At 50.1% G+C, this 21,718-nt stretch carries 17 protein-coding genes and 1 riboswitch; of the genes, 7 read left to right on the top strand and 10 right to left on the bottom strand.

From position 1 onward, the window contains the following. Window positions 1-49 precede the first annotated feature (49 nt). From aguA to N5E87_RS17590, 3 genes are all read right to left on the bottom strand, one after another. Window positions 50-1,162, bottom strand: a complete 1,113-nt coding sequence (gene aguA, locus N5E87_RS17580; RefSeq protein ID WP_279775547.1) for an agmatine deiminase — start codon at window positions 1,160-1,162, stop codon at window positions 50-52. 384 nt (window positions 1,163-1,546) lie between these two features. Then, window positions 1,547-3,598 carry a PHB depolymerase family esterase gene (locus tag N5E87_RS17585; protein WP_279775548.1) on the bottom strand — a complete coding sequence of 684 codons (2,052 nt, stop codon included), beginning with the start codon at window positions 3,596-3,598 and terminating at the stop codon, window positions 1,547-1,549. 154 nt (window positions 3,599-3,752) lie between these two features. Then, window positions 3,753-4,553, bottom strand: coding sequence for a 3-hydroxybutyrate dehydrogenase (locus N5E87_RS17590; RefSeq protein WP_279775549.1), 801 nt, complete (start codon window positions 4,551-4,553; stop codon window positions 3,753-3,755). Window positions 4,554-4,771: 218 nt separating this feature from the next. Here N5E87_RS17590 and N5E87_RS17595 point away from each other — a divergent pair, with 218 nt between their 5' ends. Together N5E87_RS17595 and N5E87_RS17600 are read left to right on the top strand one after the other, a co-directional pair. After that, window positions 4,772-5,479, top strand: a complete 708-nt coding sequence (locus N5E87_RS17595; RefSeq protein WP_011624026.1) for a CoA transferase subunit A — start codon at window positions 4,772-4,774, stop codon at window positions 5,477-5,479. Window positions 5,480-5,488: 9 nt separating this feature from the next. Beyond that, window positions 5,489-6,151: a 3-oxoacid CoA-transferase subunit B gene (locus N5E87_RS17600; protein WP_279775550.1), complete on the top strand. Its 663-nt coding sequence runs from the start codon at window positions 5,489-5,491 to the stop codon at window positions 6,149-6,151. Between the two features lie 141 nt (window positions 6,152-6,292). Here N5E87_RS17600 and metE read toward each other — a convergent pair whose 3' ends face one another. Continuing rightward, window positions 6,293-8,575, bottom strand: a complete 2,283-nt coding sequence (gene metE, locus N5E87_RS17605; protein WP_279775551.1) for a 5-methyltetrahydropteroyltriglutamate--homocysteine S-methyltransferase — start codon at window positions 8,573-8,575, stop codon at window positions 6,293-6,295. Window positions 8,576-8,775: 200 nt separating this feature from the next. On the opposite strand from metE, the gene N5E87_RS17610 reads away from it, so the two are divergent. Further along, a complete protein-coding gene (locus tag N5E87_RS17610; RefSeq protein WP_011624035.1) occupies window positions 8,776-9,681 on the top strand; it encodes a LysR family transcriptional regulator in 906 nt (301 codons plus the stop codon). Window positions 9,682-9,740: 59 nt separating this feature from the next. Here N5E87_RS17610 and N5E87_RS17615 read toward each other — a convergent pair whose 3' ends face one another. The 5 genes from N5E87_RS17615 to N5E87_RS17635 all read right to left on the bottom strand — a co-directional run bounded on the left by N5E87_RS17615 (window position 9,741) and on the right by N5E87_RS17635 (window position 16,892). After that, window positions 9,741-10,469 (bottom strand): HDOD domain-containing protein, encoded by a 729-nt coding sequence (locus N5E87_RS17615; RefSeq protein ID WP_011624036.1) that lies wholly within the window; start codon window positions 10,467-10,469, stop codon window positions 9,741-9,743. Between the two features lie 280 nt (window positions 10,470-10,749). Then, complete coding sequence (locus tag N5E87_RS17620; protein WP_279775552.1) at window positions 10,750-12,711, bottom strand: TonB-dependent receptor; 1,962 nt, start codon at window positions 12,709-12,711, stop codon at window positions 10,750-10,752. A 108-nt stretch (window positions 12,712-12,819) separates the two neighbouring features. Beyond that, window positions 12,820-13,050, bottom strand: a riboswitch (cobalamin riboswitch). 127 nt (window positions 13,051-13,177) lie between these two features. Then, window positions 13,178-13,846: a hypothetical protein gene (locus tag N5E87_RS17625; protein ID WP_279770131.1), complete on the bottom strand. Its 669-nt coding sequence runs from the start codon at window positions 13,844-13,846 to the stop codon at window positions 13,178-13,180. 244 nt (window positions 13,847-14,090) lie between these two features. Continuing rightward, complete coding sequence (locus N5E87_RS17630; protein ID WP_279770133.1) at window positions 14,091-15,527, bottom strand: hypothetical protein; 1,437 nt, start codon at window positions 15,525-15,527, stop codon at window positions 14,091-14,093. A 3-nt stretch (window positions 15,528-15,530) separates the two neighbouring features. Then, window positions 15,531-16,892 carry a hypothetical protein gene (locus tag N5E87_RS17635; protein WP_279775865.1) on the bottom strand — a complete coding sequence of 454 codons (1,362 nt, stop codon included), beginning with the start codon at window positions 16,890-16,892 and terminating at the stop codon, window positions 15,531-15,533. 207 nt (window positions 16,893-17,099) lie between these two features. Here N5E87_RS17635 and rihA point away from each other — a divergent pair, with 207 nt between their 5' ends. The 3 genes from rihA to azu all read left to right on the top strand — a co-directional run bounded on the left by rihA (window position 17,100) and on the right by azu (window position 19,632). Next, window positions 17,100-18,056, top strand: coding sequence for a pyrimidine-specific ribonucleoside hydrolase RihA (gene rihA / locus N5E87_RS17640; RefSeq protein ID WP_279775553.1), 957 nt, complete (start codon window positions 17,100-17,102; stop codon window positions 18,054-18,056). A 19-nt stretch (window positions 18,057-18,075) separates the two neighbouring features. Next, window positions 18,076-18,987, top strand: coding sequence for a ribokinase (gene rbsK / locus N5E87_RS17645; RefSeq protein ID WP_279775554.1), 912 nt, complete (start codon window positions 18,076-18,078; stop codon window positions 18,985-18,987). 168 nt (window positions 18,988-19,155) lie between these two features. Further along, complete coding sequence (gene azu / locus N5E87_RS17650; RefSeq protein ID WP_011718270.1) at window positions 19,156-19,632, top strand: azurin; 477 nt, start codon at window positions 19,156-19,158, stop codon at window positions 19,630-19,632. A 148-nt stretch (window positions 19,633-19,780) separates the two neighbouring features. Here the strand turns inward: azu and N5E87_RS17655 are convergent, their stop codons facing one another. Further along, window positions 19,781-20,086, bottom strand: coding sequence for a DUF3622 domain-containing protein (locus N5E87_RS17655; protein ID WP_011625141.1), 306 nt, complete (start codon window positions 20,084-20,086; stop codon window positions 19,781-19,783). Between the two features lie 353 nt (window positions 20,087-20,439). Here N5E87_RS17655 and N5E87_RS17660 point away from each other — a divergent pair, with 353 nt between their 5' ends. Beyond that, window positions 20,440-21,708 (top strand): glycerophosphodiester phosphodiesterase family protein, encoded by a 1,269-nt coding sequence (locus tag N5E87_RS17660; RefSeq protein ID WP_279775555.1) that lies wholly within the window; start codon window positions 20,440-20,442, stop codon window positions 21,706-21,708. Window positions 21,709-21,718: the final 10 nt, after the last annotated feature.

A 21,718-nucleotide genomic window follows, 5' to 3' on the forward strand; every position in this document is an offset into this window, starting at 1 on the left:
TGGTGCAATAACAGTGACATCAAGCGTCATACTGTTCTCCTTGGTGTACTTACTTGCCAGAAGGGATCTGCTGGGTAATACAGTGGATATTGCCGCCACCTAATAAAATCTCCCGTGCGGGCACACCCACAATCTTGTGCTCAGGGAAAATGTCCTGCAGTTTTTGCGCAGCGATATCGTCGGTTGCTGGGTCAAGCAGTGGGAATACGATACGGTCGTTGGTGATTAAAAAGTTCACATAAGAGCCCGCTAAGCGCTCGCCTGCAGTGCGCGGTACGCCAGTGCCTTCTGTTACGCCTTTTGATTCTTCTTCGGTGCAATACAGCGGACCCGGTTGTGGCAGCAGGTGAATTTTTAACTTGCGACCTTGGGCGTCAACTGTGTTTTGCAACACATCCAGCGCGGCCTTCGAGCGTGGGTATTGTGGATCGGTTTCATCGTCGGTCCAGTGCAGGATCACTTCACCTGGACGCGCAAAACAGCACATATTGTCGATATGGCCGTCGGTTTCGTCCATATAAACGCCCTCTTCCAACCAGATAAACTGCTTAACATTCAAATAGTCACGCAGTAAGGCTTCGATCTGCTCTTTCGTCAGGTCAGGGTTACGGTTAGCGTTCAGTAAACATTCGACCGTAGTCATACAGGTGCCTTCACCATCGACATGGATAGAGCCACCTTCGAGGATCAACGGTGCACTATAACGGGCAAAACCATGTTGCTTGAGCATTTGTGCGGCAACTTGTTCGTCCTTATCCCATGGGAAATACAGACCACCGTTGTGACCACCCCAAGCATTAAAGCCCCAATCCACGCCACGGCATTCGCCCTCGGCATTAACCACCACAGTAGGTCCAGTGTCGCGAGCCCAGCAGTCGTTGCTGTCGATTTCGACCAGAGTCACGTGGGAAGGCATCACTTTTTGCGCTTCTGCTAAAAAGGCCTGAGGTACACCCATATAAACGGGAGTTGCACCACCAATGGCATCGGCCACCTTAGCAAAGGTCGCTTGAGCATAAGCACCTGCAGAACGCCAGTTATCAGGACGATATGGCCAAATCATCCATACGGCTTGCTGCGCCGCCCATTCGGCGGGCATATAAAAACCATCTTGTGATGGCTTAGTCGTTAACTGCGTGGCATCCACATTCGCGTTTGTCATGAGTTTTGTCTCCAGTAATGCTCAAATCTATAAGGGTGTACGCCCCATTAAGGACGACAGAATAGAAATACACCTAACATAATCAAATAAATAAATCGAATAACCGCATTCTTCACGCGGCGCGTTAGGTCAAAATTGCCACGTCTTCACTAGGTGAGTTTTCACCTCATAAAAATTCTGGCGCCTATCTTATCATTTAAGACGGCTTTCGCTGAATAGTGCTATGCAGGGCATTGGTGAGAATTTACAGGATAATGCGCTATTTGCTGTCAGTAGTCGCGCCCGATATCCATCCCAGCCAATACAAAAAGGCGAACCATAAGGTTCGCCTTTGTTATCAAGCCTACATAACCCAGTCAGGGCCTCCCCCTAATCAACCTTCACTTAGTTAGGACAGCTACCAACCACATAGTAATTAGCAGCAGTATTGGCCAAAGTACTGCTATAGAAGGTGTTATAGAGCCCCATTAATTGACCCGACCCTTTAGCGTAGGCATAACCGCCACTGCTGGTCGCGCGCCCCGCCGTGACATGGGCATAGTTGCTCGCCGTGACTTGGGTACATTGATAAGTATCGCCATTGGGCGTGGTATCACAGGCATTGCCGATACCATCACCATCGTTATCCGCCTGATCCGCATTAGCGACATTGGGGCAGTTATCTATGCTGTCACTAATACCATCATTGTCGCTATCTGTAGGCTCAGTGGTGCCACCTGTGCTACCAGTACATGCCTGCTGAGGCCCCGCGCAGCTAGTATTGCCATCGGCAACCCACTGACATTGCGAGCTGCCCACCGCATATTCACGCATGGTAAATTGCCCTGTGCCGAAGGCGAGATAACAGGCGGAATAGCCTACACCCCAAGTGATATGGCCAAGATTAATATGGGTGTTGTAATCCCCCGTCACGCCCGCATCGATAGTAAAGTTAATGCTGTCTTGGCTGGAGAGTTGCGTGCTATCCATCGCAATCACGGTCGCAAGATTCGCACCGCCCGGTAAATTACAGCCTTGAGCGCTATATTGAGTGCCATTAATGCTCGCGCTGACTTGCTGACCAGAACTAAAACCAACGGTCACCGAGGCTAAATTTTGGTTTGCATCAACAACCGAGCCCGTCACCGATGCGCATTGCCCTGAAACACTCACCTGAATATTACTCAGTACTGGCGCAGCATTCGCGGGCTCTGGCCCAACACGTACGGTTAACTCCACTGGCGCGCTAAGCGCAGACACATCATCACTTGCTTGTACCACCAGCTTGTACAGACCATAACTCAAGCTCTGGCTAGATAGCTGAAAACTGCCGTCGCTACCAAGGCTTGTGGTACTCACATTGCCGATCAGGCTTTGGCCCGCTCCATCGAGCAAATAAATGCCCATAGTTACCTGCGCGACATACCCATCGCTATCATTAGCCATGCCAGAAACAGTCAGCACGCCCGCGTTATCCGCACCAGTGACATTGGCAAGGGTAGGCAAGGCATTACGGTTTACCCTTTGATTATTGTCGGCAAAAAATTTCCCTAAATAGGTGGCAAAGTTAATGCTGTCGTCGGCGACATAATCCCCCGATGCGCCTGCCCCACCTGACCATGAATGGTCTAAGCCATCGAACCACAACATTGCCACCCGTTTGTTGCTCCATAGGGTTTCCGATGCCGCATGTCCAGCGCCCTCAGATAACGCATTGGTTCCGCTTAACTTAGTCACGCCATAAACCGTGGCAAAACCATCGGCATTCTGCTGGTTATAGCAAGTGTTGACCGTAGTGTCGGCCTTACCATGACCAATCACGGCTAACTGAGTCCCCAAATAACTCTTATAGCTACCCGCGTAGGATTCGCAGCGTGATTTAAAGGTAGATGTCGATACGGTTTCACAGGTAGAGATCGCCCCATTCGAACTCGTCCCTATGCTTGGCCCCGCGCTCGAGGCCACCCCTGCAAACACATCGGGTGCCACGCAAGCAGTTTGCATTGCCATCGCCGCGCCCGAGGAGAGTCCTGCAATATACACCTGAGTCGGGTCGATATGGCGGTTTACATCACCCGACAGGGCATTGGCCAAATTAATCAGATTTTTATAATCCCCCGATGTCCGATTAATGCTGCCCTGCCAATAAGACCAACAGCTGTAGCCCGCCTTATTCATCGCATCGGGTACAGCAATGACCATGCCGTGAGCCTCTGCAGCCTGTTCAAGGTTGGCCGTGAGATAGTTGTTGATGGGTTGCACGCAGCCATGAAGCACTAACATCAATGCCTTACCGTCGCCCACCTTAGCGTCAGTATCCGGAGTGTAGATATGTACTTTGTTAAAACCACCAATGGCCACATTCTGTTGCCAACTTCCGGCGTACGTCAGAGATGAAAAAAGCCCAATTACAAGGAGTAGAAATTGGGCGACGAGACACGATTTATTCCATTTCATTGTTATCACCTTTAAGGTTATTTTTGTTTGAAAATAGACATCAAACTAAACCTAGGTGAATCGCCTTAAAACGGATATGGGTCTTTAGAAGTAGATGCTAAAGTAACACTAACCTGTTGAGCTAAAAACGATTGTGCCAGCCTTTGATGCAAACCTATTGCGCAGTCCAGGCGCCGTCCATGGCCAGCGATGCGCCCGTAATCCCCCGCGCCGCGCTGCTACATAAAAACAGTACAAATTCACCAATCTGACGCGGGTCGAGCATCTCTGGCAGGGGTTGTTTTGCCGTGACGAGTTGATACTTAGCCTCGTCGTAACTTAAGCCCTTATTGCTGGCGATAGCCTCAATCTGCTTGTTGATCAGCGGCGTATCCACCCAGCCAGGGCAAATAGCATTGACGGTAATCCCCTGCTCGGCGCACTCGATAGCCACAACTTTGGTTAAACCGACAATCCCGTGTTTAGCCGCACAGTATGCCGCCTTGTTGACCGAGGCCACTAAACCATGCACCGAGGCGATATTGATAATGCGGCCCCACCGCTTTTCGGCCATCGCAGGCACGGCTTGTTGAATGGTATGGAAGGCCGAGGACAGGTTAATAGCGATAATGTCATTCCATTTATCAATCGGGAAATGAGCAACATTTTCAGTATGTTGAATACCGGCGTTATTCACCAAAATATCAATACTGCCCAGAGCCTTAACGCCTGCGTCCATAAAGGCATGAATGCTCTCGGGATCCCGCAGATCGGCGTTACTGAAGAAAGTGTGGATGTGATATTGCTCGGCAAACTCCGCCGCCAAGCGTTGCCCCTCGGCTTCGGGCATTAATCCGTGCAGGATAAGATGACAACCTTGCTCCGCCAGCACATGGGCCGTCGCTAAACCAATTCCACTGGTGGAGCCAGTGATCAGCCCTACCTTGCCCTTTAAGCTTGAGTGTTCAACCGCCATATTGCTTGTCTCCCGATGCTTTAAAATCCAGTCACAGTCCTTTATCCATGCCCTGAACACAGGCATGGCGGGGCACACATTCCCAATGCCCCAGACTCAATGCCATTAGAATATGGCAATTGGCCGCGGTTTTATTTGGCACCTTAGTACCATAGGAGCGCTCGAAAAATTGGGTAATAGTAAGCGCCACACTTTCAGCAAGCGTAAGAGAGCACTCCATGTCTGGATTGAATAAGGTGGTTACCAGCTATAGCGATGCGTTAGCGGGACTCGAAGATGGGATGACGGTGATTGCGGGCGGCTTTGGCCTTTGCGGTATTCCTGAAAATCTAATCAAAGAAATCAAACACAAGGGCACCAAAAACCTGACCGTCGTCTCCAATAACTGCGGCACTACGGAATACGGACTTGGGATCTTATTGCTCGATAAACAGATTAAAAAAATGATCGCCTCCTATGTGGGCGAAAATGCCAACTTCGAGGCGCAGATGATGTCTGGCGAACTGGAAGTCGAACTCACGCCGCAGGGTACGCTGGCGGAAAAAATGCGTGCGGCGGGCGCGGGCATTCCGGCTTTTTATACCGCAACCGGCTATGGCACTGACGTGGCAATAGGTAAAGAAGTCAAAGAATTCAATGGTCGCCATTACATTCTGGAAGAATCGATTACAGGCGACTTTGCCATAGTCAAAGCCTGGAAGGCCGACACCTTCGGCAATTTAGTCTTTCGCAAAACCGCCCGTAACTTCAATCCCCTTGCCGCCACCGCGGGCAAGATAACCGTGGTGGAGGTGGAGGAAATTGTCGAACCGGGTCAATTAGATCCCGATGAAATCCATACGCCCGGCATCTATGTCGATAGGCTTATCCAAGGCAGCTTCGAAAAACGTATCGAGCAACTGACTACCCGCCCCTCCAGTAAATAGGATTTGGTTATGGCACTTTCAAGAGAACAACTCGCCCAGCGCGTCGCCCAAGAACTCAAAGACGGCTATTACGTGAATCTTGGCATCGGTATCCCCACACTGGTGGCCAACTATATTCCCGAAGGCATTGAAGTGATGCTGCAATCCGAAAACGGCTTGTTAGGGATGGGGCCTTTTCCGACGATGGAAGAGGTCGATGCCGACTTAATCAATGCCGGCAAGCAGACTGTGACTATGGCAAGGGGCGCCGCCATCTTCGACTCGGCCGAGTCCTTTGCCATGATCCGCGGCGGCCATGTGGATCTCACCGTATTAGGCGCCTTTGAGGTCGATACTCAGGGTAATATCGCCTCCTATATGATCCCGGGCAAATTAATTAAGGGCATGGGCGGCGCTATGGATCTTGTCGCCGGCGCCGACAATATTATTGTGACCATGACCCACGCCTCAAAGCACGGTGAGTCTAAGCTATTAACCGAGTGTAGCCTGCCGCTAACGGGTAAGGGCTGCATCAAAAAAGTACTGACAGACTTGGCCTTTATCGAAATCAAAGAAGGCAAGTTCCATCTGCTCGAACGCGCCCCCGGCGTGAGTGTCGAGGAGATTATTAAGCTCACCGCTGGCGAATTGGTGGTACCAGAGCATGTCCCCGAAATGATGTTTAACGAATAAGCCCAATTCAGTGAATAAGCAGGTTCAAGCGCGCATTCAACTATGCCTTTTCAAATCGCCAGTAAAAAAACAGGGGTACCTAAGGTATCCCTGTTTTTTTACGCTATGCCAAAGAGGCATTCATTGCAGATAGTACAGCGCTTAGCCGAGGCGGCGACGCAGTTCGCGGGTCGCATCCACCATGTTCTTCAGCGCGGGTTCTACCTCATCCCAAGTGCGGGTTTTAAGGCCGCAATCGGGGTTAACCCACAGTTGGCGTACAGGTACTTTTTGCGCCGCTTTTTCGATAAGGTGCACCATGGCCTCAACACTTGGCGTATTTGGCGAGTGGATGTCGTAAACGCCTGGGCCAATTTCATTTGGATATTCAAAATCTTCAAAAGCGTTGAGCAGTTCCATGCGTGAACGCGAGGTCTCAATGGTGATGACGTCCGCATCCATGGCGGCAATGGCCGCAATCGTATCGTTAAACTCGCTGTAGCACATATGGGTGTGAATTTGGGTTTCATCCACAACACCCGCCGCACTCAGTTTAAAAGCATTCACCGCCCAATCTAAGTAAGCTTGCCACTCGCTTTGCTTTAATGGCAGACCTTCGCGGAAGGCTGGCTCATCAATTTGGATAATGCCAATGCCCGCATTTTGTAAATCAACCACTTCATCACGAATCGCCAGCGCCAATTGGGTGGCAATGGTATCGCGGCTGATATCTTCACGGGCAAACGACCAATGTAGAATCGTCACAGGACCCGTTAGCATGCCTTTGACGGGTTTGTCCGTCAGGCTTTGGGCGAATTCGGCCCACTCAACCGTCATAGCCTTAGGGCGGCTCACATCACCATAAATCAACGGCGGCTTAACGCAGCGAGAACCATAACTCTGCACCCAACCATTTTTGGTAAAGCCCACGCCTTCGAGCTGCTCGCCGAAGTATTCCACCATGTCATTACGCTCGGCCTCACCATGAACTAGTACATCGATACCGAGTTTGAGCTGACGGTCTATGGTATCGCGGGTCACTTGCTGCAACTGCTCGGTATATTGAGCATCGCTTAGCTCCCCTTTGCGCCAGCGGCTACGTAAGCCACGGATAGCAGGCGTTTGTGGGAATGAGCCAATCGTGGTCGTTGGCAGCAATGGCAAACGATACTTGCGCTGTTGCACCGCTTGGCGCTCAGTAAATTCGCTCACACGTTCATAGTCGGCTTGAGTCAGCGCAGCGACACGGGCGATCACTTTAGCATCCGCCGCCTGCGCCTTAGCCTCACGGCGTGCCAAACAGGTGTTAACTATCTCTTTGGCCGCGACAGACTCAGGTGCCAGCAGCAATTGGCGCACATTAGCCAGCTCCAACAGCTTTTGCTTAGCAAATGCGAGCTGCTGACGTAGCGCCGGCGTGAGCGTTGTCTCCACCTCTAAATCCACAGGGCTGTGAAGCAGTGAACAGGAGGTGCCAATCCATAGGCGCGCGCCGTCTTGTGAGCATAAGTCTCGGGCAACACTGCCGATACGCTCAACAATCAGGTCAACCTCTGCAGCCCACACGTTACGGCCATTAACTACACCAGCCGACAGAATTTGATCTGGTCTTAAGGCATTGGCAAACAAGGCCAATTGTTCAGGGGCGGTCACTAAATCGAGGTGCAGACCCGCCACAGGCAGTGCAGAAACCAGCGCCTGATGATGACTGATACTGCCATAGTAGCTGGTGAGTAAAATCTTCACTTGAGCCGTTTTAAGCGCTTGATAAGCTTCGCTAATCGCTGCTTGCCAATCGGCGGCTAATTCGAGTGCCAGAATCGGCTCCTCAAGTTGTACCCAAGTCACGCCCTGTGCGGCAAAACGCGCCAGAATGTCGGCATAGGCCTTTAATAGATTGGGTAATAGGCTGAGTTTATCGAAATCCTGACCCACGGTTTTTGCCAGATACAAGTAACTCACAGGGCCTAACAGCACTGGCTTGGCTTGATAACCCAGCGCCTGCGCCTCGGCGACTTCATCAAAAAACTGCTCATAGGCGATAGAGAACACTTGGTCTTGCTTAAGCTCTGGCACTAAGTAGTGATAGTTAGTGTTGAAATACTTAGTCATTTCCGAGGCTGGCGCATCGGTGCCAGTTGGCGCACGGCCACGGGCAACACGGAATAAGGTATCAAGATCGATAGCGCCCTCACCACGGTGACGATCTGGGATGGCGTTTAGGGTCGCACTCAGGGTTAACACTTGATCGTAAAAGGCAAAATCACCCACTGGCACTTGCTCGATCCCCGCGGCGACTTGCCATTGCCAATGGGTGCGGCGTAACTCCTTGGCCACCTTATGCAGCTCAGCTTGAGTGCTCTCACCACGCCAGTATTTTTCGAGGGCAAATTTCAGTTCACGACGACGCCCGATACGGGGAAAACCAAGACTGTTTAATTGCATACCATATCTTCCTTTATTTGAGATAAGCCATATTCGGCACTAGCACCCAGCTGATGGTGTTTTCTTGGCAATTTTTCGCATTTAAGCCTTGATAAATCACAATGGGCGTCTGGACGTCTAGAAGTTTATTGTGATAGTCTCTATGCCAGCAACCGAATTGATTTCAAGCACAACATGAGCGAAATTCACTTGGAGTGATCATGATCGAACTAAGACATCTGCGAACCTTAATGGCACTGAAGGAAAGTGGCAGCTTGGCGGGCGCAGCCAAAAAACGTTTTGTCACTCAATCGGCTCTCTCCCATCAAATTAAGGAGTTAGAGCAACGAATTAATTCGCCCATTTTTGTGCGTAAAAGCAAACCCCTCTCCTTTACTCAGGAAGGCGCACGGCTGTTGCACCTCGCCGAAGAGATCCTGCCTAAGGTGTTAGAAACGGAAACGGATCTGAAAAATGGCCTAGAGACAGAGACCAATCAGCTCAGAGTGGGGATTGAATGCCACAGCTGTTTTCGCTGGTTAATGCCAGTGATGGAGCAATTTAGGCAAGATCATCCGCAGGCCGAGTTAGATCTGTCGAGCCGTCATCTATTCGATTCGCTCAATGCCTTGGAGATGGGCGAACTCGATATAGTACTGACCTCAGATCCCGTACCGGGACACTCGCTCGCCTATCAGCATTTGTTTGATTTTGAAGTGAAGTTAGTGGTTGCCAAGGATCATCCCTTAGCGAAAGAAGCCTATGTTACGCCTAAGCAATTGGCCCGCTTACCCATTATCAGCTACCCAGTGCCACTGGCGCGTTTAGATATTTACCGCCACTTTTTAGAACCCGCAGGCGTTGAAGCCGGCGAGCAAAAGACCTGCGATTTGACCATGATGTTATTGCAACGCATCGCCTGTAAGGACGGTATCGCCGCCCTGCCCAACTGGTCAATCAATGAGGGACATGGCTTGAGTTTAGCGTCAGTCAAACTCGGCCAAGAAGGCTTAAAGCGCCCACTATTTGGGGCCTATCGCCGCCACAGCGCGAACTCGGCCTTAGTGCAAAACTGGCTGCAACTGGTGGCAAGCGAAGGCTTAGCGCGTCAGCAAAAATCCAATTAATGTCGTAAAAAGAGCATAAAAAAGCCTGCAATTGCAGGCTTTGTTTTTATGAGCAGTGCTTAGAGCGGGTTAAGTAACATGCCGCGCATCGAGAGCACACGGCGCAGAATCAACCCGGGAGAATTTTGATTACGGGTCTGGCGCAGGTTATGGGCGATCATAAACTCTTGGCGCAGATCCTGATCGAGATCTAAGGCCTCAAAGGCTTCGATGGTTAAGGTCTGCTGCTGATTATCAATCAATGACTTAATCACGCTTAACGGGAAAGATTGCTCAGAGCTGGCATTTAAGTAAGCAAAGGCCGTTAAGGCAATGATTTGCCCGAATACACTAAACAGCGCCAAGGTTTGTACTTCATCGGGGTCGACATCGACATCCGGCATATCGACTAGGCTGTCGACCGCATCGGTAGCGATATTTTCCGTGAGTTTCCAATAACCTTGTACCAACTTCTTATAGGGTTGGGGTAATTCATCGAGGCGTTCTTTCAAATAGAAGGTGAAGGCATAACGATAAATATTGACCTGGCCTAAACGGATTAGGGCGTCTTTTAAGGAGCGAGATTTAGGATTTACTACACCTGAAGCCTGCGCCGAATTGCTGCGCATCAACATGTGGGCAGCTAATGCGGGATCGCTCGAAATAATATCGATCACATTACGAATGTCGCCTTCGGCAAGGATCGCTTTTTTGAGTGGAATTAAGATCCCACGGCGACCGATTACTTGCTCTTCATTCGCTATGATGGCTCTCACTTGAGTAAAAACCTGTTGCTCAAGATCTGTCATAAGACACTTTACACCTGTTAATTAGCTATAAGATGATTCGAATACCGCTCACATCATACCCAAACTACTGAGAATTTCAGCCCTAAGTCGCAGAATAATTGTGACTATGCTTTAGATGAAGTGATCTATAGCACAAGCAACGACTTAGGCCATCTCAAAATAGGCTGAACTTATAAAGAATACACCGAGAAAATGGATTTTTCTCTGCGCATAACCAAACAACAGAAATAATAAAGCCAGACTGAGTCTGGCTTTATTCGGTTAAGCATTAATTTCAAGCTTAGAAGCGGTAACCCACAGTCAAGCGAATATCACGGCCTCGGCCTGAGTAATAGCTATCGCCCCAAATGCCACCGTAGTAACCCGAGCTAACATACTCTTTATCAAACAGGTTATCGATACGCAGGCTCGCTAACCAAGCATCACGGGTATAGTTAAGGGCTAGATTACCTAAAACATAGCTAGATAATTTATCGCCTTCGTTGCCGTTATCGCCTTCGATAAAACGATCGCCCGTGTAAATCGCCTCGGCAAACACTTGGAAATGCTCGGCAAAATCCATACTGACATAACCGCGTCCCGTATGCTCAGCCACCCAAGACAATTGCTTGCCATCATTCACCCCATCGGTAAATTCAGCATCAATATAGTTATATTCCAAGCCTAAGGTGAGGGCTTGAGTAACCTGCCAATCCCAATCGGCACTCGCGCCATAGCGGCGTGATGCATCGGCATTGACGTTGGCACCTTGGAAGCTGCCGCCAACAGGTTTTTCAGCACTTGGGTCGAAGACGATTTCATCTTCTAAATCGAGGCGATATAGGCTAACGCGTAGGCTTTGGCTGGCCACAGTCCAATCCCAACCCGCCTCATAGGAGCGGCCTGTCTGCGGCTTTAAGCCATACACATCTTTCGGGGTGTAAGCTTGCTCATCGACCTTAGCAAAGCGGAAGTTTTCATCGCCACGCAGATAGAATCTGTGCTCGGCGCTCGGACGGTAATTTAAACCGAACTCGAATGCGGTCGCATCTTCATCTAAATCGATGCCGTTTGGATACACATTGCCATCGACCAGATCGTCGGTCACCCGCGCATAACGGCCGCCCACCACATAGCTTAAGGTGTGGCTTAATGGCACAGTGGCTTGCAAGTAAGCACTTTGCATTTCCTGCACGTTGCTGCGTGCCGTAGAGTCAAACTCGGCCTTACCGCGGCTGATGTCTAAACCAGTGACTAGGTTTAGCTCACCTTGACGGGTGCTGTAATTAGCAAGTGCTTTAGGGCTAAACATGAGCAGCGAGCGAGTATTTTGGCTACCCGCGCCCCAGTTTAATGAGGTCACTAAGGTATCGCTGTAATCCAGATCCGCCGCTAAGGCCCAGTTTTGGTTAAGCTGATGCTGATAACCGCTGCGCGCCGCAGTGGTCATCTCATGAACATATTCGCTGCTATTAGAAGACTGACGTGGATTTTCTTTGAACTGCTTAGGGGTCAACGCCCCAGGATTCTCGCGGTCATCATCGTAATAGCTGGTTTCAACGAAGAAAGAATCTGTGGCAGTTTTATATTGAATACGGCCTAAGATAGAGCCAGTTTCATTGGCATTATGCTTACGATAGTTATCGCCTTGGTTGTAGCTACCGGTCAGGAAATAGTGCCAATCTTTATTGATGGCGCCCGACACATCGCCGCGACCTTCGTAGGTATTAAAGCTGCCGCCGGATAATTGCACGCTGCCGCCCGTATTCTCAGGCGATTTAGTTACAATGTTGATCACCCCGCCTACCGCTTGGTCGCCATAGAGCACGCCGGCACTGCCCGATAGAATTTCAACACGCTCAATTAAATTGAGCGGAATCGCATTCAGGCTAGGCGCGGCGATATCGATATTATTTAAGCGGCGACCATCGAGCAAAATCAAGGTGTTGTTAACCGCAGAGCTCGCGCTAAAGCCACGCATCGCGAAACTAGTACCAATGTTATTGTCGGATAGCTGAATACCGCTTTGACCACGTAACACTTCGGTCAAGCTGGTTGCGCCACTCTGCTCAATCGCAGCGGCATCAATCACATTCACATTAGCGGCAATATTTAAGGGGGTCTTGTCTGAACGGCCAATGACGACAATATGCTCATCGACTTTGGCAACGCTGGCATCATCGGCCGCCACGGCGGGGGCGATAACAGAAAAGCTGCAAAGGCTGCCGATCAGCAGCGCGATTTTAGTTGGATGTGTTCCCATTTTACCTTTAACTCCTGCAAGGAAAACGGGGCATTGGCGCCACGATACCGTTGATTCAGTAACAAATACTGACAGTCACTATCGCATTTTGAGATCTGCCCACCGAAATCTCAAAAACACCTTTAGGGCCGGTCTCCGGACTTAGGCTATGTCTATCTCAACGAGAGATAAACGCGAAACTGACCTTTGCACACTCGATTCTCTGGCTCATCTTGAGCTACCTAACGAATGCGGTCGTCTCTCACCTTTTACCGTTGCGGGGGCAGTGCCAGAATTTCACTGGCTTCCCGATTATCTCGCGACGAATGCGTCGCAAGCACCACAGAAGGTTGACTAAAAATGAGGTTCATAGGGCGAAAAAACCAGTTAACGCCCAACAAGGCTCGTGGCATATCAAGCCTGAGCGCGCGCATTATAGACGTCTATACGGATGAAAGTCCATGATCATCCGTCTATCGACTGACAACTACTTTAAGGAAAAGGGCGCTAAGGCAGAGATAAAGTCGGCACTGTTGGCGGCTTGCAGAGGAGGTTTATCGGCAGAAAACACCTCACCACGCATCGATTTATGCAGCAAATACAAATCCTTGTCGCCACTCACTACAGTGTAATAACCAATTTCGCCCTGGGGATGAGAGGTAAAGGCCGTAGGATTAAATTGAGTCGCGCCATGGAGATTCGGCATAGTGGTACAACCAAGAATGGCTTGAAATCCGTCGTGACCATCCACTTGGGTATCCCCCAGCTTTTGGTAAACCACCTCACCGTCACAGGAGGCTTGGTAAGTCTCGGCCATCGCATCTAAAAACTGCTCGGGGCTCACGCTTTCGGCCATATCCTTAAAGCCTTGCACACAAAACAGCGCACTCCATTGATTGAGCGCCTCCTGCTCCGGCACAAATTCCGCCATAAACATGCCCGCACGTTCTTCATGGTAGGCTTTGCGCCACCCCTCTGGCAGGTTAAATCCTAATTGCTGGCTAAAGACGGGGAGCACATGGGAATGGGAAGCACTGCTCTCATGGCGAGGCATATCCAATTTCGCCTCAACGGATTCAGAACCGATTAGGCTGCATAGCATCAATACGCTCGCGCCCTGCCATAACCTCATCTGCATATGGGGTATACATTTCATTATTATCATCCTTGTATCGCATTGTTATGGGTTAATACGACATATGAAATTGCATAGAAAACATCCAGCATTCTAGCGAAGATGTAAATAAGATAACAGTTAAAAAGCAAAACAAAATGATACTTATACAGTCATAACAACTGTAAAACAGCAAATAGCAGCCAAAGATAGGTCGGTGAGGGATAAACAAGCTGGTGAATGAACCTTCACCAGCTGAGAAATGCCCTACATGCCCAACAATGAGTTAGTCAAATGACCAATTGATTTTACGCTGCGGCCTTGCCTGACTCAAAATCGCCTGCCGTTGCTCTGGGGTCTCACATTGGGCAGCGGGGGTAAATTCCAGCGGCTTAACCACCAAGGAGTCGGCAGGTTGTACCGGCGATTTATCAAACATTCCCAGATTCATCGACCAAGAGACCCATTCTCCTTTTTCACTGATCCCCACAAAACCATCATTTGCCTGCGCTAACCAAGTGAGGCGCGGAATGCGTTCAATCAGTTGCTCGACATTTTTAAGGTCAGCCCGATAACCGACGGGTACCACTTTGCCGTCGGGGCGCGTAAAGGCAAAGGAGGACTTACCTAGGGTAATTTTGCTGCCTTGCTGCCAATATTTGTCGAGGATCTCTTGAGCATGATGAAAGCCAAACAGATAGGCGTAATCCGTATCGTCGGCGAGAATTTGCGGCGTGGCGTTGTCACGCAGTAGCAAGAATCCCGGGCCAACGCTGATAATATCCTTCACGCCTGTGATATCGGTTTTCTTGATCCAATCGACGCCACAGTTAATGCCATCGCCCCAGAAATGGGCATCCCCCGTTGGACTTAACACCGCAAACGCGCAACTGTTTGCCGTGAGACTTGCTACATCCTTAAGCGCGCTGCGGATAGGATAAGCATCACTGCGCCAGCCCCAACTCACCACTGAGCCATCTTTTTTTAAGGCGGCATAGGTATTTTGAAAATATTCGATATGTTTAATATCCGTCAGCTGCGACTGCAACTTCTTCATATTGGTCGAACTTTCAACCTCCCCCCAAACTACGGCGCTGGCGTCTTTTTTCAGGGCAATAAAACTGCGCCCTTTAGCAAAGATATCGACCACATCGACTAACTCATCCTGCACCTGCAAACTATTGCCGCCGTAAGGCCCGTAGCCCCAAGTATGTACCTTACCATTGGCGTCGAGGGCGGCTATGGCCTCTCGGTTGGCGAATAGCTTAGTGATATTGGTCATGCGCGCTTGCAATACCTTGTCCAGACTCAACTTGCCCGCATTACCCCAATAGACCACAGTGCCATCTTGGCGCAGCGCAGCAAACCCATCTTTAACTGGGACAATTTGCTTCACTTGCTTGAGCTCTGGCGTCACCTCACGGCTATCGCCACCGGCAAAACTGTCGCCCCAAGTGATCACCTCATCCGAGTTAGTTAATGCGGCGAAGGCCGTGCTGTTGGTCACCACAGTCTCAACTGCGGGTAAATCGCAGGGAATATGGCGGTAATTCGGATTTGCCTCTTCCTTAAACTGGATAAGCTTGCCGTTATCAAATTGCAGCAAGGATTCCTTTTCATTTTCGACTACGGCGACGGGCTTAGGTTGGCTACAGGCGGTTAATTGTAACGCCACTAAGGCGGCCACCAATGCCAAGGGGCGTGATATAGGATAAGACTGCATTACTTATTTCCCTGTATTTGCTGAAATTTTGGTTGCTGATACTTTGGTTACTGAAAACGCGGGTTGCTGATTGGGTTGTGCTAATTTGCCTGATATCGACTCGAGTAGCGGCTTGAGTTCGTATTCAAAACCCTGAGTCGTATTTAAACGGGTTAAGAGCACTTGAATTTGTTTATCCAGTGTCTGCGCACAGTCTTGGCTGAGTGCGTCAAATGGCATTGCCTGTTTTAAGGCTGTTAAGATCAACCGTTGAACTGGGCCGATAGCCTGCCCCACTTGGCGGTTCAGTGCGGTATTGTCTAGCACTAATGTCACTAAGCAGAGTAAATAATCGAGGTGCACCGCAAAATCGACGGAGCATTGCTTTTCATCCGTCAAGCCGAATGTGAGTACTTTGGCCTCACACAGCGCCTTCCATGCCGCTAACTTTTCTGCGGTTAATTCCAATGCAAAGGGCAACTGCTTAGTGCGCGTCATCAGCACAAAGCTGGCTAAGGTTTTAGCCGATAGCGCCTGTTTATTACGGGCGAGCATCGCCAGCGCTAAGTCGTGAAATCCTAATGAACTCAAGCGATAAAAGCTTATCATCGCAATAGATTCATCTACCGACTCCAGCTTTTTTTTGCTTGGTGAAGTTTGCATTTGCTCGAATAAATCGACCAAACGCGGATAGAGCTCAGGGCAATGACCTATATGCTCAGCCGCTTCCCAGACTAGGATATTCGCAGCAGGATGCTGGCGATAGGTTTCGAGCAAACTGATAATCCCGGTGTAATCCTGTTGCAGCCCTAACCGCTTGAGTGTTGGCACATAACGGGACTCGGCCCAGCGGATCCTTAATAGCGTCAAACAGAAATAACCGACCAGCAAACTGCCTAATATACCTGCGATGCCAAAGCCCAAATCTAGCTTGGCGCGATCGCGGGTTAATTCGAGATCGGCGCTCGCCCGTGTTGGCGCCTCGGGAAGATAATGCACAACACTTTGCCCGTAGTTGGGCACTAATGCGCCTGGGGTGTCGCCCTGCGGTGGCCGTAATTGATAGGTCGCTTGGCAATTCACGCCATCGAGCTCCCATTGACGGACGAGCTTGCCCTCGGCGGTGCGATACTCAACCAAGCAAATCAATCTTTGGTTATAAACGCCCGTCGAACTGCGCTCACTGCGATAGGCGGTCTCAATCACTCGACCAATGGCCACATCACCACGTTCTAGCAACTGATTGACTAGAAACCACTTTTGCGCCCCTTCCCAGAGGAACAGCGCGGCAACACTCATCAAAAGGAGAGGGACACAGGTCAAGAGTATTGTTAACCAACCCCAAAAACGCGTGGGTGCACTCGAGGTTAATTCACTGCGATTCATCAACACGCCAGAACTTCCTTATCATTCCATGATCGGTAAGGCATTAGAGAACTTGATTCTGCCTAAAGCGGGGCGCTATTGTAGCAGCTTATTGATAGAAATCAGAAAAAGCTCACAGTTTGCCCTAAAGACTCGGCCACATCCTAGCCTGCAAACTTGAGCATGCTATTCTACGTTTCCATTCCCGCTGTTTAAAGGAGTAACAGTATGAGTCGTCCGATTATTTTGGATTGCGATCCCGGCCATGACGATGCTATCGCGCTCATTTTAGCCCTCGCCCATCCTGAGCTAAACCCACTGGCCGTGACCACCAGCGCCGGCAACCAAACCCCAGATAAAACCCTCAATAACGCCCTGCGGATCTTAACCCTGCTCAATCGCAGCGATATTCCGGTCGCGGGCGGCGCGGTTAAACCCTTAAGCCGTGAGTTGATGATTGCCGATAACGTTCACGGTGAAACGGGGCTCGATGGCCCGGCATTGCCTGCACCGAGTTTTCAACCTCAAGCCGTGAATGCAATCGAGCTGATGGCCGAGAAAATCCGCCAAAGTGATAAGCCAGTAACATTAGTGCCTACTGGGCCGCTCACCAATATCGCGCTGCTACTCGCCAGCCACGGCGAGTTACACGCCAAGATTGAGCGCATTGTGTTGATGGGTGGTGCCGCCGGGGTTGGTAACTGGACACCCGCCGCCGAGTTTAATATTTTTGTCGACCCAGAGGCGGCCGATATCGTCTTTAAATCCGGTATTCCCATCACCATGTGCGGCCTCGATGTTACCCATCAGGCACAGATCATGGATGAAGATATCGAACGTATTCGCGCTATTCCGAATCCCGTGGCTAAGTGTGTCGCCGAGTTGTTGGATTTCTTTATGATTTACCATAGAGATCCTAAATGGGGCTTCGTCGGTGCGCCGCTGCATGACCCTTGCACTATCGCTTGGTTACTCAACCCCGCGCTGTTTGATGCCCAAGACTGCTGGGTCGGCATTGAAACCCAAAGCGAGTTAACACTGGGGATGACGGTGGTCGACCGCTATCAACTAACGGGCAAACCCGCGAATGCGACAGTGCTCTTCGGCATTGATAGACTGGGCTTTGTTGACTTGTTAGTTGACAGCTTAGCGGCCTACACACCAACCTATCTCAATCGCAGATAAACTTAAGAGTGAACCTTCCATGAGCCAGATCCTCGTTATCGGCAGTGCGAATGCCGATCATGTGATGAACTTTGAGTATTTGCCCGTTCCCGGCCAAACCTTAATGAGCCGTGCCTATCGCTTGGAACACGGTGGCAAAGGGGCCAATCAGGCGGTAGCCTGTGCCCGTTTATGCCAAGGGGATGCGGAAGTAGCATTTATCTGCCATCTCGGCCAAGACAGTGTCGGCAATGACATGCGTACAAGCTGGCTCAAGGATGGCATTAAGGCCGAAGGTATTACCCAAGTCGCCAATATGAGTACGGGCACGGCGCTGATTTTTGTCGGCGATAATGGGGAGAACTCCATCGGGATCGCCGCGGGCGCCAATGCCCATCTCACCCCGAGCGAATTAGAGAAGCATTACGCCCTGTTTGCTAATGCCCAATTCTTACTGATCCAGCTCGAAACGCCTATGGAGACGGTTCACCACGCATTGCAAACCGCCAAGCGCCTCGGTATTACCACAGTGCTGAATCCAGCGCCTGCAACCAGTCAGGAGTTGGATTACCTCAAATGGGTCGACATCATTACCCCCAATGAAACCGAGGCCGAAGCGCTTACAGGCATTGAGGTCAAGAATGAAGAAGATGCCGAACTTGCCGCACAGTGGCTACATCAGCAGGGCGTTGCAACTGTCGTCATAACCTTAGGCAGTAAAGGCGCGTTTATCAGCAGTGCCGGTTTTACCGGGTTAATTCCGGCGCTGACAGTGCAAGCCATAGATACGGTTGCCGCGGGCGATACCTTTAATGGCGCCTTAGTGGTGGGTTTAAGTGAAGGGATGTCAATTGCAGCGGCCGTAGGGTTTGCCAATGCCGCCTCTGCCATTACCGTTACCCGAGAAGGCGCCCAGCGCGCGATTCCCTATCGCCACGAAGTCCAACGTTAACCCATGAGTGCGGCAAATTGTCGCACTCGACCTCTTTCATTCAAAAGTACTATATACATAATTTACATACCGAATTCATTCCCATTTAATGAATTCAGCCTATGCTGGCAAGCGCATGTTCGAGCCAAAACGGCTCGACCCACCTTGTTCAGAATAAGGAAGTACCAGATGAAAGCGAAAAGCACCACTTTACGTAATATGACTAGCGCTAGCTTACTCGGCCTAGGATTATTCGTCGCCAGCCAAGCGAGTGCTAACGAATGTGAACTCAAGATTGCTGCGACTGACGCTATGCAATTTGACACTAAAGAGCTGTCTGTTCCTGCAACGTGTAAGGAAGTGACCCTCACACTAACGCACACTGGCACTCTGCCAAAAGCAGCTATGGGCCACAACTGGGTATTAACTAAAGCCGCTGATATGTCTGCCGTTGCGACCGATGGTATGGGCGCTGGCGCCGATGCTGCTTACGTTAAAGCCGGTGATACCCGTGTTATCGCCCACACTGGTTTAGTGGGTGGCGGTGAATCAACTTCTGTGACCTTTAGCACTGCGGGCATGAGCGCGACTGAAGCTTACCAGTTCTTCTGCAGCTTCCCAGGCCACTGGGCGATTATGCAAGGTAGCTTTAAAATTCAAGGCTAATCCCATTGCCTAATGCTCACTTAAGGGAATACCTTAAGTGAGACAACAAAAAAGCGGACCTCTGGTCCGCTTTTTTGTTGAGTGCATATTGGCTTATAAGCCAGCTTGCCCTCGAGGATTTTGTTTCGAGATGTATTCTTCGGGCGAGTTATTCTTCGCCGAACTCGTCTTCATCATCAAAATCATCGGCATCGGTTGCCGCTTCTGCCGCTAAAGCCGCCGCTAATTTGGCCTTAGCCTGTTTCTCTGAGCGACGCTTGTTGCGCTCAGCCAGCGTGCCTAAAAACACTTGCAGCTCGGCTTGACCCCAAGCTTGTGCCTCGGCCTCGGTCGCAAAACCGTCATGGCTTTTCGACACTACTGTTTTAGTCGACGTCATACGACGGGTGATTTCCGTCTTCCAACCATTTTCAGCTTGAGTGACGCGAAAATCGTATTTTTTACCCTTGCTCATTCTGCTCTATTTCCTAAATGATGCTTGCCACGTTTGTCTTATCAAGCGATACAAACGCCATCATAAAACAAAAGGAGCGCAGTTTACTTGATTTCGGCACAGAAAGATCGCTTGCGAGAAAATTTTCATACTTAGCACTTTCACACAGCCGTAAGAATCCAAAAGTAACGCGGCATGCGAGATAATTTTTCGCCCTAATCTTAGTCCTAAGCTCAGTATCAAGCTAGCGCAAAAGCGGCTGGCGGACGGTATCTTTTCTTGTTTTAGTCATAAAACTGAGCTTATTTAGTCATATAGCAATTTTAGAGTATGAGGGACCCCATTAATAAGTAATCCATAATTTAGGAAAGATGATGAATACCTCCTCAGTAACACTCTGCATGCTGCTCGCCAGTACGGCTCTGCTCGCAGGCTGCAACAGCGATAACAAAGATAACGACACTACACCGCCGCCCGCCAAACTGGTGCCAGCCCAAGTCGGAGAGCGACCACTGTTTTTAGTGCGTCAAATGCAGGACAGCAGCTTAAAAACCCGTTTAGCCCAGTGCGAAACCGACCATTTCTACCGTAGCGATTTTGCCATTGGTCATCGCGGCGCGGCAATGCAATTCCCTGAACACACTAAAGAATCCTACCAAGCCGCCATCGACTCTGGCGCGGGTATTGTCGAGTGTGATGTGACTTTTACTGCGGATAAAGCCTTAGTCTGTCGCCATTCTCAGTGCGATCTCGCCAGCACAACCAATATTTTGGCTATTCCCGAACTTGCCAATAAATGCTCAGTCCCCTTTACACCCGCCGATGCGGCCAATGGCGTTGCCGCCACAGCAACTTGCTGTACCAGCGATATCACCCTCGCCGAATTTAAAATGTTAAAGGGTAAGATGGAGGGCGAAAATCCAAAGGCCACCAATGTCGAGGAATTTATAAATGCCACGCCTAAGTGGCGCACCGATCTCTATGCGGGCAACGGTACCCTGATGACCCACGCCGAGAGTATTGAGATGTTTAAAAAGGCCGGCGTCAAAATGACACCCGAGCTAAAGGCGGCCAGTGTGGCTATGCCCTTCGATGGCTTTACTCAGCAGGAGTACGCCCAGAAGATGCTCGACGAATATACCGCGGCGGGCGTCGATGCCTCACAGGTATTCCCCCAGTCCTTTAATTTGGAAGATGTAAAATACTGGATTGCTAACGATCCCGAGTTTGGCAAGCAAGCGGTATATCTGGATGATAGATACGATATTCACACGGGTTTTGACCCACAGGACTCCTCCAGCTGGTCGCCATCAATGGCAGAACTTAAAGCCCAAGGCGTAGAGATTGTCGCGCCGCCACTCTGGGTGCTGGTGACCTTAGATGCAGATAAAAAAATCATTCCATCGGAATATGCCAAAGCCGCGAAAGCAGCGGGACTTAAGATCATCACTTGGAGCTTAGAGCGCTCAGGATTATTGAAAGATGGCGGCGGTTGGTATTATCAAAGCATTACCGATGCCATTGATAATGAAGGCGATACCTATGAGCTGCTCGATGTGCTAGCCAAAGATGTGGGCGTGATTGGCGTGTTTTCGGACTGGCCGGCGACTGTCACTTACTATGCCAACTGCATGGATTTATAGGCCAAAACAA

The organism is Shewanella sp. GD03713 (assembly GCF_029843705.1).
In the GTDB taxonomy this organism is placed as follows: Bacteria; Pseudomonadota; Gammaproteobacteria; order Enterobacterales; family Shewanellaceae; genus Shewanella.